We start from the raw sequence: 16144 nt of genomic DNA on the forward strand, positions 1-16144 counted from the left end.
TTTAATAAATAACATATTTTACCGACAGAGCAAGAAAAAGTTACGCGCTGTTGAATTGGCCCGTGATATGTGATACCAATCGCAGGTCGTATTACAGGGATTGTTCAGAGGAGGGGAAGCTTATGAAGAGCACGGTGTTTTTCGCTGACATGAGGGCGGGGGCCAAGGAGAACCTGTTCGGCAAGATCGGCCGCCTGATGCGGGAGGCCGGCTTAGCGCAGAGCGTGGCCGCTGGCGACCTGGTCGCCATCAAGGTCCACTTTGGCGAGCGGGGCAACCATACCTTCATCAGGCCCATATTTCTGCGCCGCGTGGTGGACGAAATCAAGGCGCTCGAGGGGAAGCCGTTTTTGACCGACTCCTCAACCCTCTATCCAGGCGAGCGCAAGGAAGCGGTTTCCGCCCTGGCCTGCGCCGTCGAGAACGGCTTCGCCTACGCGGTGGTCAACGCGCCTCTCATCATGTGCGACGGCCTGAAGGGGCATAATGCCAAGGACGTGCAGGTGGACGGCGAGATCCTGAAGACGGTGAACATCGGCGCGGAGATCCTGGAGGCTGACGCGCTCATCGCGGTCTCGCACTTCAAGTGCCACGAACTGACCGGGTTCGGCGGGACGCTGAAGAACCTCGGCATGGGGTGCTCCAGCCGCACCGGGAAAATGCAGCAGCACTCGACGGTGGCACCCAAGGTGGCGGAGCGGTTCTGCAACGGCTGCGGCGCCTGCCTGAAGTCCTGCGCTCACGCCGCCATCGCCATCATCGAGGGGAAGGCCGAGATCGACCCGGCCGCCTGCGTCGGGTGCAGCCGCTGCATCACCGCGTGCCAGAGGAAGGCGATCAACATCCAGTGGAACGAGAGCGCCGGCCTGGTGATGCGCAAGATGGCGGAATACGCCAAGGGTGCCCTGCACGGCAAAGAAGGGAAGACCCTGTTCCTGAACTTCATCACCCAGGTGTCGCCCGCCTGTGACTGCTACGGGCACGCCGACGCCCCCATCGTGAACGACATCGGCATCTGCGCCTCGGCCGACCCGGTGGCGCTGGACCAGGCCTGCGCGGACCTGGTCAACAACGCCCGTGGCAACCAGGACACCGCGCTCTCCAGCGGTCACGAGCCCGGCGGCGACAAGTTCCGCGGCGTGCACCCCCAGATCGACTGGGAGGTGCAGCTGGAGCACGCCGAAAAGATCGGGGTCGGCACGCGGGCCTACGAACTAGTGAAAATCTAGAAACACGAAAAACGCCCCGGCAGATGATCTGCCGGGGCGTTTTGGTTTGCGGAATCCGATTCCTGCGGCTGCTACTTCAGGAAGCCGAATTTCTTCATGCGGTAGCGGAAGGCGTCGATGCCGAGGTTCAGCTTCTTTGCCGCCTTGGACTGGTTCCAGTCCGTGATCTCCAGGGACTGCTTGATCAGTTCGCGCTCCACCTCCTCGATGTCGATCCCTTCCGGGGGGAGCTTGAAGGTGGTGAGCGGCACGGTGACCTGGGACGCCTTGGCCACTATCTCCAGCGGCAGGTTCTCGAGGAGCAGGTTCTCGTCGTTGCCCAGGATGATGGCGCGCTCGATGACGTTCTTCAGTTCGCGAATGTTGCCGGGCCAGTTGTAATCCACCAGGAGCTTCTCCGCCATGCTGGAGATCCCCTTGGTCGGCTTGCCGAACTCCTTGGAGAACACCTCGATGAAGTGGTTGGCCAGCACCAGGATGTCCTCCTTGCGCTCGCGCAGGGCGGGAAGGAAGATCGGGATCACCTGGAGCCGGTAGTACAGGTCGTTCCTGAAGACCTTCTCCTCGATCGCCTTCATCAGGTCCTTGTTGGTCGCCGAGATGATCCTCACGTCGACGGGAATCACCTTGGCACCGCCGATGCGCCGGAAGGTGCGGTCCTCGAGGAAGCGGAGCAGCTTCGCCTGCATGCCGATTTCCATGTCCCCGATCTCATCCAGGAACACGGTACCGCCGTCAGCCAGCTCGAAGAGACCCTTCTTGGAGGTCTTGGCGTCGGTGAAGGCCCCTTTCTCGTGGCCGAAGAGCTCGCTCTCCAGCAAGGTGGAGGGGACGGCGGCGCAGTTGATGGCGACGAAAGGCTTGTCGGCGCGGGCGGACTCGTAGTGGATGTACTTCGCCACCAGTTCCTTGCCGGTTCCAGACTCCCCCTGCACCAGTACGGTGGAGGCGTCGCTCTTGGCGACCTTGGCCATCATCTCCAGCACGTTCTTCATGTGCTTGGAACTGCCCAGGATCTTCGGGGGCCCCTGCTTCTTGTGCTCGCTGCGCAGCTGGACCACTTCCCGGCGCAGCTCCGAAGTCTCCAGGGCCTTGCGCACCACCAGCGCCATCTCGTCAAGATTGAAGGGCTTGTTGATGTAGTCGTAGGCCCCGTGGCGCATGGTGTTGACCGCGGTCTCCAGCCCTCCCTGGGCGGTGACCATGATCACCAGGATCTCTTCGTCGATCTCCTTGAGCCGCTGCAGCACCTCCAGGCCGTTGATACCGGGAAGGTGGTAGTCCAAGAGCACCAGCTCGGGCTGTTCCTCCCTGGCGATTCTGAGCGCGTCTTCGCCGGTGCCTGCGGTGCAAACCTCATAACCCTGCTTCTTGAGGTTCTGCTCCAGGGACCAGCGAATCAGGTGCTCGTCGTCGACGACCATTATTTTTGCTCTGCGCATGGCGGCTCCTTAGGATGTGGTGCCGGGCTCGCTGGCCCGGGGTGGTCGGGGTCTGCCGTACTGCTCGTTGCTGCGATCGCTCAACCGATTATGCCGGTGCGTAAGTGGGCCTGTTCCAGCTCATCCTGGCTCGGGCAGTAAGCCGGCAGCTCCACCGAGAAAGTGGTGCCCACCCCATCTTGGCTGACGCAGGAAAGACGTCCGCCGTGCTGCTCGATGAGGCGATGGCTGATGGCCAAGCCAAGCCCGGTCCCCTGGGCCTTGGTGGTGAAGAACGGGGTAAATATCTTTTCCAGAATCTGGGGCGGAATCCCCGGCCCGGTGTCGTTGACCTGCACCCGCACCATGTCCATGCCGTCCACGTGGGCACGCGAACTGGTCACGGTGAGGACGCCGCCCGATTGCATCGCCTGCACCGCGTTCAGGAACAGGTTCAGGAACACCTGCTGGATCTGCTTGGGATCGACGTAGACGGGAGGGAGATCCTCGGCGAGCTCCAGCTTCTTCTCGATGTTCTTGCCGCCGCGGTGCTGCGAGGCGAAGATCAGGATCTTCTTGAGAGCGCTGTTGATGTCGGTGCAGGTGGGCTCCGCCACGGTCGGTTTGCCGAAGAAGAGGAGGTCGTTGACCGTCTTGTCCAGCCGGGAGATCTGCTCCAGCACCTCGCCGATGATCAGGGCGCGTCCGTCGTCGGGGGAGAAGTCGTCTTTGAGCACGGTGATGGCGGCGGCGATCCCGGTGAGCGGGTTCTTGATCTCGTGGGCGATGCCGGCGGCCATCTCACCCACCGAGGCGAGACGGTCGGCGCGCTCCATCTGCTGGTAGTGGTAGGTCTCCAGCTCCTTCTTGGCGCGGTCCAGCCGGTTCACCATCGAGTCGAAGGAGACGATCAGGCGCCCGATCTCATCCTTGCCTTCCGGGGTCATGCGCACCGAGAGGTCCCCCGCCTCGACGCGGGCCATGTTCTTGGCCAGCTGGAGCAGCGGCTTCTTGACGAACTTCAGCATGACCAGCGAGATGGCCAGCGACAGGAACCCGATGATGGCGACGGTGGACATGACGAAGAGCTTGGTCAGCTCGACGATGCGCCGCCTGGTCTCCACCAGCGAGTAATTGACGTTCAAGAGACCGATGATCCTGCTCTTGGCACCGTGGCACAGGTTGCACTGGCGGTTGTTGTAGATCGGCTTCACCATGCCGAGCACCTCGCCGTGCCCTTCCAGGTTGAAGACCCCCTCGCGCTTGTTGTCCAGGAATAGCTTGAAGTCGTGCTGGTCCACCACGCGCCCGACTTCGGAGGACTGGGAGGACTTCAGGATGACGCCGTGCGGATGGAAGATGCGCACGCCGACCAGGTTCTCGCTCTGCCCCACCATCTCCAGGATCACCTTCACGTCCTCGGTGTTGCCGTGGCGCATGGAGTTGTACAGGGAGCGTTCGATGGTGTCGAGCAGAAGCTCGCTCGATTCACGGGCGGAGTTGACGAGCTGCATCTGCTCGCGCCGCAGCGTCAGGAACGCGAAGGTCCCGATGCCGAACACGAGCAGGCAGATGGAAAGCACGATAACCCGCGATGTGAGACTCTTGAAAATCAGGGTGCCTCCGGTTTCGGGCGCTGCTCCCCCTCCGGGGAGGGGGCCATCTACAGCCTAGGGGGTGGTGTTTCCTTTGGTGAACCGCGACCTTCTGGTCGAGCTCGGCTCATCCGAGCCGCCGGAGGTATCCGTGCCGGTCGGGGTCGGGCTACTGCTGGTCTTCAGCCCCTGTATCGCTCCGCCGGTCGCGGTAGGCGGCGGGATATGGTCGTAGACGAATTCCCACTCGCTGTACTTCTGCTTTTTTTCGAAGTCGGCGGGGTGGAGATCGAAGGGGAAATTACCCTGCTTGACCGGAGCCTGCTCGCTCTTCGACTTGACCCCGACGATCTTGCCTTCCTTCCTGATCTCATCCCAATCCTTGCCGGTCATGGGGTCGACCAGGCAATAGGGCCTCAGGTAGCGCAGCTTGCCCGGGGTGCTCGGGTCCTGAAGCAGCGACTTGAGCTCCGGAGGGCCCGTGAGCGCCGGCGGCGGGGCCAGGACGTTGCCGGCGTTGGCGGGAGTCTGGCTCGACACCAGCTTCCCGTCCACCACCTTGACCCGGTACCACTTGCGCAGGGCGTCCCGGATCTGGGTGCCGCGGGAGATGAGCTCCACCTCCCGTTCGCGCTTCATGGCGGTGCTCCAGACCACGGCGGCCCGGCTGGCCATGATCCCGACGATCACGGTCATCACCAGGGCGCCGACGTAGGTGAAGCCCCTGTTGGACCGGAGCACCCTTGGCATCATTTCTTCCTCGAAACGATCTCCCTGGCCTCTTCGATGAGGGTTTCGGCGTTCAGCCCGAAATACTTGAGCAGTTCGTCGGATTTGCCGGAGGTGCCGAAGCGGTCGTAGATACCCACCCTTTTCATCAGGGTCGGGCAGGTCTCGGCCAGGAACTCGGCGACGGCGCCGCCCAGGCCGCCCACCACGGAATGTTCCTCGGCGGTGACGATGGCGCCGGTCTCCTCGGCTGCCTGGAGTACCAGCTCCTTGTCCAGGGGCTTTATGGTGCCGATATGCAGCACGCGCGCGGAGATCCCCTCGGCGTTGAGCTTTTCAGCGGCGGTTACCGCGGCGGCGGTCATGAGCCCCGTGGTGATGAAGGTAAGGTCGGTGCCAGGCACCACGACCACGCCTTTGCCGATCTCGAACTTGTGCCCGGCCGGGAACACGCTGGGGACCTTGTTGCGCCCAAGGCGTACGTAGACCGGCCCCTTGTAGGCGGCAGCGGCGCGGATGGCCCCTTTGGTCTCCTCGCCGTCGGCGGGTACGATGACGGTCATGTTGGGGATGGCGCGCATGATGGCGACGTCCTCGACCGACTGGTGGCTCCCGCCGTCCTCACCGACGGTGACCCCGCCGTGGGTGGCGACGATCTTCACGTTGGCTTTCGGGTAGGCGACCGACTGGCGGATCTGTTCCCAGCCGCGGCCGGCGGCGAAGATGGCGAAGGTGGAGAGGAAGGGAATCTTCCCCACCGCGGCAAGCCCTGCGGCGGTGCCCACCATGTTGGCCTCGGCGATGCCCATGTTGAAGAAGCGGTTCGGGAATTTCTTGCCGAACACGCCGGTCTTGGTGGACCCGGAAAGGTCCGCGTCCAGTGCCACTATCTTATCGTTCTCGCCCCCCAGCTCGGCCAGCGCCTCGCCGTAAGCGTCCCTCGTTGCGATCATAGTCATATCCTTTCGTTTAGTCGCAGCAACCCAGGCACCTGAGCGCCTCGGGAAGCTCGTCGTCGTTGGGGGTGACGCCATGGTAGGAGGCCTTGTTCTCGAACAGGTGCACCCCTTTGCCCTTGACGGTCTTGGCGACGATGGCGGTCGGAGCCCCCTTGTGCGCCTCGGCCTGGTCCAGGGCGGTCACGATCTGCCCCATGTCGTGCCCGTCGATCTCGATCACGTTCCAGCCGAAGGCCTTGAACTTGTCGGCGATGGAGGAGACGTTCATGACCTTGGCGACGTCGCCGTCGATCTGCAGGCCGTTGGAGTCGATCATGGCGCACAGGTTGTCGCTCTTGTAGTGGGCGGCGGCCATGGCGGCCTCCCAGATCTGCCCTTCCTGCAGCTCGCCGTCGCCGAGCACCGCGTAGACCCGGTTCTCCTTGCCGTCCAGCTTGAGGCCGAGCGCCATGCCGTTGGCCATGGAGAGCCCCTGTCCGAGGCTCCCGGTGCAGACGTCAACGCCCGGGGTGCCCTTGCTGTCCGGGTGCCCCTGCAGATGGCTTCCCAGGCGGCGCAGCATCATCAGGTCCTCGGCCGGGAAGTAGCCGCACTCGGCCAGGGTCACGTACAGCGCCGGTGCCGCGTGCCCCTTGCTGAGCACGAAGCGGTCTCTGCCTTCCCAGGCGGGCTCCGCCGGGTTGTGGCGCATCTTGTGGAAGTACAGTGCGCACACCATGTCGATGGCGGAGAGCGAGCCGCCGGTGTGGCCCGACTGCGACTTGTGCAGCGTCTTCACGATCGCGACGCGCAGGCGCCTCGCCTTTTCTTCCAGATCTGCAATCTTTTCTTTCACGAAGGTTCCTTTCAGGCTGGCTTTATTTATCCTCGCCGGTGATGAGGTAATCGAGGATCACCTCATCCAGGCTGCGATGAGCTGGAGATGCCGGGGGCACGGTAGGGGGCGGGGGTGCCGGGGAGGCCTGCTGCGGGGGGCGCGCCGGGGCTGGTTGCTCCGGGGCCTCCTGCGGCGCGGGGGATGCGGCGGGCGGTGCGGCGGCGGGGCGGTTCACTTCGGCCGCGGCCCCGGGCACACCCTCAGGGAAGATGCGGGCGTCGAACTCGCCGTTTTTCAGGCGACGCATCATCTCCTTGTGCTGCTCTTTCATGATCGACTCGACCACCAGCTCCAACTGCTGGGTGGTGAGGATGTCGGCATAGCCGGTCTTGGCGGACGCCAGGATGGTCCCCCCGCGGTAAAGCAGGGTGATGATATGGGGATTGGCGACTCCGCTGTCCTCGGTCTGGACGTGGAAGAGCTCTCCCCGGTACCTGATATTGTGGTTGAAACCTAGAACCATGCTACCCTCTACGCCAAATGGCGGACCCGTGGCAAGTTAGCACAGCGGGAGCGGCGTTGCAAGCGATATTCGGAGCCAAACCGGCTCCCTTTACCGCAAAAAAGCGTTTATTTTGCCAGCAGTTCCTTGATGCGGGCCACCGCCTCCATGGCGTCCTTGGCGTACAGGTCGGCGCCGATCTCGTCGGCATATTGCTGGGTGACCACGGCGCCCCCGACCATGGTGAAGCTCTTCACCCCTTCCGACTTCAGGAGGGTCACCACCTTGTCCATCTGGGCCATGGTGGTGGTCATGAGCGCCGAGAGCCCCACCGCGTCCACCTGGTGGCTGCGCGCCGCGTCCAGGATCTTCGCCGCCGGCACGTTCTTGCCCAGGTCGATCACCTCGAAGCCGTTGTTCTCCAGGAGCGTCACCAGGATGTTCTTGCCGATGTCGTGGATGTCCCCCTCGACTGTCGCCATGAGGATCTTGCCCGCGCTCTCCAGCCCGCCGCCGGAGAGTTCCTGCTTCAGGCGCGCGAAGGCCGCCTTCATGGTGTCGGCCGAGACCATCACCTGCGGCAGGAAGAAAGAGCCGTTGCCGAACCGCCGGCCGACCTCGTCCAGGCCGACCAGGAGCGCTTCCGAGCTGATCTGCATCGGCGTAAGCCCCTCGGCGAGGGCCTCCTCCACCAGCGGGACCACGGACTCCTGCTCCCCGTTGATGACCGCCTTGGCCAGCCGGCCGCGGATACCTTCCGGCGCGGCAGCCTCCGCAACGGGCGCCGCAGTCCCTGCGGCAGCGGCAGGCTGCACCGTCGCGCCCACGGCCTGGCCGCGGTAGGCGTCGATGTAGCCGGCGGCGTTGACGTCTTTGCCCAGGAGCACCATGGCGCTTCTCCAGGCCGACATCATCGGGGCCTCCTTCACGTTGACGATGGCGGAGGTGAGCCCCGCGGCGATGGCCATGGAGAAGAAGGTGGACGAGATAAGCGGGCGGCAGGGGAGCCCGAAGGAGATGTTGGAGACGCCGAGGGTGCTGTTGAGACCGAGCTCGCTCACGCGCCGCACCGCCTCGAGAGCGACCAGCGCCCCCTTGGGCTCGGCACTCACGGTAAGGGTGAGGCAGTCGACCACCAGGTCGCTGCGCTTCATGCCGGCTGCCTGGGCGCGCTCGGCGATCTTTTCCGCCACGGCCACCCTGCCCTCCGCCTCGGCCGGGATGCCGGCGTCGTCCAGGGTGAGGCAGACCAGGGCCGCGCCGTATCTTTTGGCGAGCGGGAGCACGGCGGCGAGGCTCTTCTCCTCCCCGTTCACCGAGTTGATGAGCACCTTGCCGTCGGCGGATTTGAGCCCCGCCTCCAGCGCCTCGACGGAGGAGGAATCGAGCACCAGCGGGGTCTGTACGGCGCCGGTGATGCAGAAGACGGCGCGCTCCATGGCGGCGGTCTCGTCGATGCCGGGGGTGCCCACGTTGACGTCGAGCAGGGTCGCGCCGAGCTCGGTCTGCTCCAGTGCCTCGCGACGGATGTAGGTCACCTTCCCTTCGCGCAGCTCCTGGGAGTAGAGCTTCTTGCCGGTCGGGTTGATGCGCTCGCCGATCAGGGCCACCGGGTGCTTCTTGCCGATGGCGGCGAAGGAGCCGCGGCTGGAGATCCAGGTGGTGCCGTCATCCTCTTTGGGGACGAAGGGGGCCTGCCTGCCGGAGAGGGCTTCCTTGATGGCGGAGATATGGGCCGGGGTGGTGCCGCAGCAACCGCCGATGACGCGGACGCCGAGGCCGATCATGCGGTCGTGGTAAGCGGTCATCTCGTCCGGGGTGCCGGGGAAGACGGTGACGCCGTCTTTGAGGATGGGGAGTCCGGCGTTGGCCTGCGAGATGAGCGGCAGTGCGGTCACCTTCCTCATGGCGCAGAGGATGTCGTAGATGCCGTCCACGCCCAGGCCGCAGTTGGAGCCGATGATGGAGGCGCCCGCCGCCTCGAGGGTGATGGCGGCGGCCTCCGGCGGCGAGCCGAGGACGCTTCTTCCCTTCTCCTCGAAGGTGAGCATGGCGATGACCGGGACCTCCGCGGAGAGGTCGCGGATGGCAATCAGCGCGGCCCGGATCTCCTTGATGTCCAGGAAGGTTTCCAGGGAGATGGCGTCGCAGCCGGCGTCGATGAGGGCCTTGGCCTGCTCGGTGAAGAGCGCGTGCGCCTCATCGAAGCTCATGTCGCCTACCGGTTCCACGAAGCGGCCGGTCGGTCCGATGGAGCCCGCCACGTAGGCGTTGTCGCCGGCGACCTCGCGGGCGATGCGCACCGCCTCCGCGTTGATCCGCTCCACCTGGTCACCCAGGCCGTAGTGGTCCAGCTTCGCCTTGGTGCCGCCGAAGGTGTTGGTGACGATGATGTCCGCGCCGGCCTCGACGTAGGCGCGGTGCACTCCCGCCACCACCTCGGGTGCGGTCAGGTTCATTTCCTCGGGCGACTGTCCCGCCTTCAGCCCGCGCTCCTGCAGCATGGTCCCCATGGCGCCGTCCAGAACCAGCACCCGCTCTCTAACCGCCTGCATAAACGGCATCTTCATCGGTCACCCCTAAAGGAAATAAATTGGTTTACTGTTTTTCCGGCGCCGCAGGCGCCTCCTTCTTCTCGAGCGTGAAGTCCGCCGGGATGGGGGCGTCCAGGTCGAGGTGCCCCTTCAACTCCTTGACCGGCACGCCGTCGACCAGGAACTGCACCGCCTTCACCTGCGGGAAGTTAGCGACCACCGTGTCGACCACGGAATAGACGGCACTCATCTCGGCGGAACTCCCCTCGGGGAGGCTCTCCACCAACTCCTTGGAGAAGTTCACCTGCACCACGTCGCCGTTCAGGTGCGCGCCGATCACCTTCGCGTTGTGCGGCAGCGTCGGTGCCAGGTCGCCCAAAGGCCCCACGACCAACTCGTCCACCACGCTGGCGATCATGTCGTCGGTGGTGTCCTCCACCGCGATCTCGCGCCCTTCCCGCGCCAGGGACGCTCCGTCCTGGCTGGCGAAAAACAGGGTCACCACCCGGGTGTCAACGTGTTCGGCCGGCGCGGCCGGCGGCGTCACCTTGGTTGCGGTCTCGTACTTTCTGAAGACCAGCAGGCCGACCACCACCGCGAAGACGAGGAAGGCGATCAACAAGACGCCTTTGGCTTTGTTAGTACGTCTCTTCACCTTCCCCTCCTTCCTGTTCCTGCTCCAGGCTCACCTGGTAGACATCGCCCAGGTCGCCGCCGAGGAAACGGTTGCCGACCCTGATGAAGCCGGCCGGGATGTCGGTCACGTAGTAATGGTGGTTGCCCCGTTCGTTCTCCGGGCGCAAGAGCCCCTGCTCGGTGAGGATCTGCGCCACGGTGCGGGCAGTTTCGGCAGCGGAGTCGACCAGGGTGACTTCCGGCCCCATCACCTGCGCGATCACTTCCTTCAGAATGGGGTAATGGGTGCAGCCAAGCACCAGGGTGTCCACGCCCTGGGCCTTGAGGTCCTCGAGGTAGATGCGCGCGGTCATCCTGGTGACCTCGTTGTCCACCCATCCTTCCTCGGCCAGCGGGACGAACAGCGGGCAGGCGCGGTTCACCACCTCGATGTCCGGGTTGATCCTCTTGATCGCCTTGGTGTAGGCGGAGGAGGCCACCGTGGCGGCGGTACCGATCACCCCGACCTTGCCGGTCCTGGTCGCCGCGGCTGCGGCGCGGGCGCCCGGCTCGATCACCCCGACGATGGGAATGTCGAACTCCTGTTGCAGCGCCGCGAGCGCCACCGCGGAAGCCGTGTTGCAGGCGACCACGAGGAGCTTGATGTCGCGGTTCAGCAGATAGCGGGCGATCTGGCGCGAGTAGCGGACCACGGTCTCCGGCGACTTGGTGCCGTACGGGACCCGGGCGGTATCCCCGAGGTAGATGGTGTCCTCCTGGGGGAGCGCCTGCACCACTTCTTTAAGGACGGTCAACCCGCCCACGCCGGAATCGAATATACCGATTGCTTTCCAGGCCAAAATCTTTTCTCCAATACCTGTTTGATGCGACTCTTCGCCGTCAGATTCAAAAGCAGTTACGCGAAGCACCTAAAGGAAAGACGCGCGAAGGACGCGAAGAGGTTCTCCAGGTTTCACCCTTGAAAGCTTTCTTCGCGTTCTCTGCGGATACTTGGCGCCCTTTGCGCAACAGCTTTTGATTTAAAAGCGGTCCTGCCCACCGAAGCGCAAAGCGCGAAGGTGGGCGAAGTACTGCATGTTATTAAATTGTTAGAGAGAATGTCAAGGTTTACGACACGAAGAGCATCACCAGGGGAGGCGCCAGGAAAACGGCGGGGAGCAGGTTGCCCACCGGGACCCTCTTGACCCCGAGCATGTCCAGGCCGATGGCGAGGATCAAAAGCCCCCCCACCGCGTTCATTTCCTGCACCACCACCGGGGTCAGGATCTGCTGCGCGAGGGTGGCGGAGAGGGTGATGGCGCCCTGGTAGGCGAAGAGAGGCAGCGCCGAGAAGAGCACGCCGGCGCCGAGGGTGGAGGCGAGCGCCACCGAGGCGATGCCGTCCAGCGCCGCCTTGGCGTAAAGGATGTCCGGGCGGGAGCCGAGCCCGTCCTGGAGTGCCCCCATGATGGCCATGGCCCCGACGCAGTAGAGCAGGCTCGCGGTCACGAACCCCTCGGAAATCTTGCCGCTCCCCTTGAAGCGATCCCCGATCCAGTTGCCGAGCGCCTCCAGGCGCGCCTCTATGCCGAGGAGCTCGCCGATGATCCCGCCGCCGATGAGCGAGCCTATGATAATCATCGGTTGCTGGCTCTTGAAAGCGAGCTGGATGCCGATAAGTAGTACGGCGAGCCCGAGCCCGGACATGACGGTGCCCCGCACCTTGCTGGAGATGAGGTGCCCCGCTTTCAGGCCCAGAGCGCTGCCGATAACGATTGCCGCTGCGTTTACCGCCGTTCCTTGCATGATCATCGGGCAAAGATAGAAATTTCTCCGCGCTAAGGCAAGGGGAAAAACTAGATTAAGACGAAGATTGAGATAAAGTAACCCTCTCCCAGCCGCAGTCCGGGGCCGCCTCGACCACAGGCTTTTCTTAATCTCAACCTTAATCTTTATCTGGGGTACCGTGTTCGGGGAAAGTATACAAAAATATAACATGATTCCAGGATTGACATTCAGAAGGGAATCTGCTTTTATATGCCTCCCTTTGAATACACTTTTAAACCCTCAAAACATAAGGGAAAATTGGTTTTACCAATACTGCTCGAGTCGTTTTAAAACGGCAATAAAATTTCCATCATTTGTTTTAGTCTCGGTAAAAAAATACCCCCACTAAAGGAGCGGAAATGGAAGCACGGAAATTCAGGAAGGTGATGGCAGCTAACCGCGGAGAGATCGCGATCAGGATCTTCCGCGCCTGCACCGAACTCGGCATCAGCACCGTTGCCATTTATTCGGAAGAGGACAAGCTCTCGCTGCACCGCTACAAGGCTGATGAAGCGTACCAGGTCGGCAAGGGGAAAGCCCCCATCGACGCCTACCTCGGCATCGACGAGATCATCGCCCTTGCCAAAAAGCGCGATGTCGACGCCATCCATCCCGGTTACGGCTTCCTGGCCGAGAATGCCGAGTTCGCGGAGAAGTGCGAGCAAAACGGCATCGCCTTCATCGGACCCACCGCCGAAATGCAGCGTGCCCTGGGGGACAAGGTGGCCGCGAGGAAGGTGGCCAAGGCCGCCGGGGTCGCCACCGTTCCCGGCACCGAGGAACCGATCGTCCACGAGGAAGAGGCCCTCATCTTCGCCAAGAACCACGGCTACCCGATCATCATCAAGGCGGCGGCCGGCGGCGGCGGGCGCGGCATGCGTGTCGCCACCAACCAGAAGGAGCTTCTGGAGGGTCTGCAGTCCGCCTCCTCGGAGGCGAAGGCCTCCTTCGGCGATCCCTCCGTGTTCCTGGAGCGCTACCTGAAGAACCCCAAGCACATCGAAGTGCAGGTGCTGGGCGACGGCTACGGCAGCCTGGTGCACTTCTACGAGCGCGACTGCTCGATCCAGCGCCGCCACCAGAAGGTGGTCGAGTTCGCCCCCTCGCTGGCGCTCCCCGGCGACACCCGGCTGGCCCTGTGCACCGACGCCCTCAAGATCGCCAAGCAGGTCGGGTACCGTAACGCCGGCACCGTCGAGTTCCTCCTGGACGAGGAAGGGCGCTACTACTTCATCGAGATGAACCCGCGCATCCAGGTCGAGCATACCGTCACCGAGATGATCACCGGCCGCAACCTGGTGCAGGCGCAGATACTGATCGCGGAAGGCAAGCGTCTCTCGGACCCTGAGATCAACATCCCCAACCAGGGTTCCATCGAGATGCGCGGCTTCGCCATCCAGTGCCGCATCACCACCGAGGACCCGACCAACAACTTCGCGCCCGACTTCGGCACCCTCTCCACCTACCGCAGCTCCGCCGGCTGCGGCGTGCGCCTCGACGCGGGCAACGCCTTCACCGGGGCACAGATCACGCCGCACTACGACTCGCTGCTGGTGAAAGTCAGCGCCTGGGGGCTCACCTTCTCCGAGGCGGCCCACATCATGGACCGCTGCCTCCAGGAATTCCGCGTGCGCGGCGTGAAGACCAACATCGGCTTCCTGGAAAACGTGATCACCCACCCGGTGTTCCTGGCCGGCGAGTGCAACACCTCCTTCATCGATCAGCACCCGGAGCTTTTGGTGATCCCCGAGAAGAAAGACCGGGCCAACAAGGTGCTGAACTTCTTAGGCGACGTCATCGTGAACGGCTCGGCCGGCGTCGCGAAGCCTTTGCGCTCGGCGGACCTGATCGAGGCGACCCTCCCGGAATACGACTCCTTTGCCCAGAAGCCCAAGGGGACCAAGGACATCCTGCGCGAGAAGGGGGCCGAGGGGCTCGCCAAGTGGGTGCTGGAACAAAAGCGGCTGCTCCTCACCGACACCACCATGCGCGACGCGCACCAGTCGCTTCTGGCCACCCGCGTCAGGACCTATGACCTGTTGAAGGTGGCCGACGCCACCTCGCACCTGGCCAGCGACCTCTTCTCGCTGGAACTCTGGGGCGGGGCGACCTTCGACGTTTCCATGCGCTTTTTGAAGGAAGATCCCTGGCAGCGGCTGCACGCGCTCACCGAGACCATCCCCAACGTCCTGTTCCAGATGCTTTTGCGCGGCTCCAACGCCGTCGGCTACACCAACTACCCGGACAACGTGGTGCAGCGCTTCGTGGCACAGGCGGCCGAGTCGGGCGTGGACGTCTTCCGCGTCTTCGATTCGCTCAACTGGACCCGCGGCATGCAGGTGGCGATGGAGGCGGTGCAGAAGTCGGGCAAGATCTGCGAGGCCGCCATCTGCTACACCGGCGACATCTCCGACCCCGCCCGCACCAAGTACCCGCTTTCCTACTACGTCTCCATGGCGAAGGAACTGGAGAAGATGGGCGCACACATCCTGGCCATCAAGGACATGGCGGGTCTGTTGAAGCCGTACGCCGGCTACCAGCTGGTGAAGGCGCTCAAGGACGAGATCGGCATCCCGGTGCACCTGCACACCCACGACACCTCCGGCAACGGCGGGTCGCTGCTGCTCATGGCGGCGCAGGCCGGGGTCGACATCGTCGACGCCGCGCTCTCCTCCATCTCCGGCCTCACCTCGCAGCCCAACCTGAACGCGCTGGTGGCGACCCTGAAGGGGACCGAGTTCGACCCGCAGGTGAACGAGCGCGGCCTGCAGCAGCTCGCCAACTACTGGGAGACGGTGCGCGACTACTACGCCCCCTTCGAGTCGGGGCTGAAAAGCGGCACCGCCGAGGTGTACCACCACGAGATCCCGGGGGGGCAGTACTCCAACTACAAGCCGCAGGTCGCGGGTCTGGGCCTCATCGAGCGCTGGGAAGAGTGCAAGGAGATGTACCACAAGGTGAACCTGCTCTTCGGCGACGTGGTCAAGGTCACCCCCTCCTCCAAGGTGGTGGGCGACATGGCCATGTTCCTCGTGAAGAACAACCTGGAGCCCCAGGACGTCTTCGCCCCGGGCGCCGACCTCGCCTTCCCCGAGTCGGTGGTCGGCTTCTTCAAGGGAATGATCGGCCAGCCCTACCAGGGCTTCCCCAAGGAACTGCAGAAGATCATCCTCAAGGGGCAGGAGCCCATCACCTGCCGCCCCGGCGAGCTTCTGGAGCCGGCCGATTTCGAGAAGGAGCGTGCCACCGCCGAGGCGAAGGTGGGGCACCCGGTCAACGACGAGGAACTCATGTCCTACATGATGTACCCGAACGTCTACGCCGAGTACGCCAAACACCGCCAGGAGTTCTCCGACGTCTCGGTGATCCCGACCCCGATCTTCTTCTACGGTCTGGAGCCGGGGCAGGAGACCTCCATCGAGCTCCAGCCGGGCAAGACGCTGATCGTGAAGCTGAACGCGATCGGCAAGACCCAGCCCGACGGCACCAAGCAGATCTACTTCGAGCTCAACGGCAACGCGAGGAGCGTCACCGTGCGCGACCAGTCGGTGCAAAGCGACGAGTGCGGCCACGAGAAAGCCGACAAGGGGAACCCCAAACACGTCGGCGCGCCCATGCCCGGCAAGGTGATCAAGATGAACATCAAAGAGGGGGACGCCGTCAAGGCGGGGGACATCCTCGCGGTCACCGAGGCCATGAAGATGGAGACCAACATCAAGGCCAAGGAGGACGGCGTCGTCGCCCAGGTGAAGTGCAAGGAAGGGGGCAAGGTGGAAAAAGAGGAGCTCCTTTTCGTAATGGCATAAGCAACATTGTTACTGTCAAAAGGGGGGCCTTGGCCCCCCTTTTTTTGCATCCTGAGGCAACCGCCAAATCGTTGGCGTGCCCTGTAATAACAGCGGGTTTAGCTGCTTAA

General features: G+C 63.6%; 12 protein-coding genes. 2 read left to right on the forward strand and 10 right to left on the reverse strand.

Annotated features, from left to right (window positions below):
* Positions 1 to 122 precede the first annotated feature (122 nt).
* The gene (locus JFN90_RS17875) at positions 123 to 1229 is read left to right on the forward strand and encodes a DUF362 domain-containing protein (protein WP_199396481.1); all 1107 of its coding nucleotides are present in this window, start codon (positions 123 to 125) and stop codon (positions 1227 to 1229) included.
* A gap of 71 nt (positions 1230 to 1300) precedes the next feature.
* Here the strand turns inward: JFN90_RS17875 and JFN90_RS17880 are convergent, their stop codons facing one another.
* From JFN90_RS17880 to JFN90_RS17925, 10 genes are all read right to left on the reverse strand, one after another.
* Positions 1301 to 2671 (reverse strand): sigma-54-dependent transcriptional regulator, encoded by a 1371-nt coding sequence (locus JFN90_RS17880; RefSeq protein WP_199396482.1) that lies wholly within the window; start codon positions 2669 to 2671, stop codon positions 1301 to 1303.
* An 80-nt stretch (positions 2672 to 2751) separates the two neighbouring features.
* Positions 2752 to 4233: an ATP-binding protein gene (locus JFN90_RS17885; protein WP_328755763.1), complete on the reverse strand. Its 1482-nt coding sequence runs from the start codon at positions 4231 to 4233 to the stop codon at positions 2752 to 2754.
* A gap of 87 nt (positions 4234 to 4320) precedes the next feature.
* On the reverse strand, positions 4321 to 4995 hold the full coding sequence (locus JFN90_RS17890) for a type II secretion system protein (protein WP_236019056.1): 675 nt from the start codon (positions 4993 to 4995) through the stop codon (positions 4321 to 4323).
* Positions 4995 to 5927 carry a transketolase family protein gene (locus JFN90_RS17895; protein WP_199396483.1) on the reverse strand — a complete coding sequence of 311 codons (933 nt, stop codon included), beginning with the start codon at positions 5925 to 5927 and terminating at the stop codon, positions 4995 to 4997. Before JFN90_RS17895 ends, JFN90_RS17890 begins: the two co-directional genes overlap by 1 nt.
* A gap of 16 nt (positions 5928 to 5943) precedes the next feature.
* A complete protein-coding gene (locus JFN90_RS17900; RefSeq protein WP_199396484.1) occupies positions 5944 to 6768 on the reverse strand; it encodes a transketolase in 825 nt (274 codons plus the stop codon).
* A gap of 22 nt (positions 6769 to 6790) precedes the next feature.
* Positions 6791 to 7273, reverse strand: coding sequence for a hypothetical protein (locus JFN90_RS17905; protein WP_199396485.1), 483 nt, complete (start codon positions 7271 to 7273; stop codon positions 6791 to 6793).
* A 107-nt stretch (positions 7274 to 7380) separates the two neighbouring features.
* On the reverse strand, positions 7381 to 9822 hold the full coding sequence (locus JFN90_RS17910) for a homocysteine S-methyltransferase family protein (protein ID WP_199396486.1): 2442 nt from the start codon (positions 9820 to 9822) through the stop codon (positions 7381 to 7383).
* 28 nt (positions 9823 to 9850) lie between these two features.
* Complete coding sequence (locus JFN90_RS17915; RefSeq protein WP_199396487.1) at positions 9851 to 10441, reverse strand: GerMN domain-containing protein; 591 nt, start codon at positions 10439 to 10441, stop codon at positions 9851 to 9853.
* Positions 10425 to 11261 (reverse strand): glutamate racemase, encoded by an 837-nt coding sequence (gene murI / locus JFN90_RS17920; protein ID WP_199396488.1) that lies wholly within the window; start codon positions 11259 to 11261, stop codon positions 10425 to 10427. Before murI ends, JFN90_RS17915 begins: the two co-directional genes overlap by 17 nt.
* Positions 11262 to 11529: 268 nt before the next feature.
* Positions 11530 to 12207 carry a DUF554 domain-containing protein gene (locus JFN90_RS17925; RefSeq protein WP_236019057.1) on the reverse strand — a complete coding sequence of 226 codons (678 nt, stop codon included), beginning with the start codon at positions 12205 to 12207 and terminating at the stop codon, positions 11530 to 11532.
* Between the two features lie 380 nt (positions 12208 to 12587).
* Between JFN90_RS17925 and JFN90_RS17930 the strand changes: the two genes are divergently transcribed.
* Positions 12588 to 16034: a pyruvate carboxylase gene (locus tag JFN90_RS17930; RefSeq protein WP_199396490.1), complete on the forward strand. Its 3447-nt coding sequence runs from the start codon at positions 12588 to 12590 to the stop codon at positions 16032 to 16034.
* Positions 16035 to 16144 lie beyond the last annotated feature (110 nt).

Source organism: Geomonas propionica (assembly GCF_016458235.1).
Lineage (GTDB): Bacteria > Desulfobacterota > Desulfuromonadia > Geobacterales > Geobacteraceae > Geomonas > Geomonas propionica.

Coding starts and splice junctions, on each gene's coding strand:
- JFN90_RS17875 (WP_199396481.1), top strand. CDS start 123: ATGAAGAGCACGGTGTTTTTCGCTGACATGAGGGCGGGGGCCAAGGAG.
- JFN90_RS17905 (WP_199396485.1), bottom strand. CDS start 7,273: ATGGTTCTAGGTTTCAACCACAATATCAGGTACCGGGGAGAGCTCTTC.
- JFN90_RS17930 (WP_199396490.1), top strand. CDS start 12,588: ATGGAAGCACGGAAATTCAGGAAGGTGATGGCAGCTAACCGCGGAGAG.
- JFN90_RS17925 (WP_236019057.1), bottom strand. CDS start 12,207: ATGCAAGGAACGGCGGTAAACGCAGCGGCAATCGTTATCGGCAGCGCT.
- JFN90_RS17895 (WP_199396483.1), bottom strand. CDS start 5,927: ATGATCGCAACGAGGGACGCTTACGGCGAGGCGCTGGCCGAGCTGGGG.
- JFN90_RS17910 (WP_199396486.1), bottom strand. CDS start 9,822: ATGAAGATGCCGTTTATGCAGGCGGTTAGAGAGCGGGTGCTGGTTCTG.
- JFN90_RS17880 (WP_199396482.1), bottom strand. CDS start 2,671: ATGCGCAGAGCAAAAATAATGGTCGTCGACGACGAGCACCTGATTCGC.
- JFN90_RS17890 (WP_236019056.1), bottom strand. CDS start 4,995: ATGCCAAGGGTGCTCCGGTCCAACAGGGGCTTCACCTACGTCGGCGCC.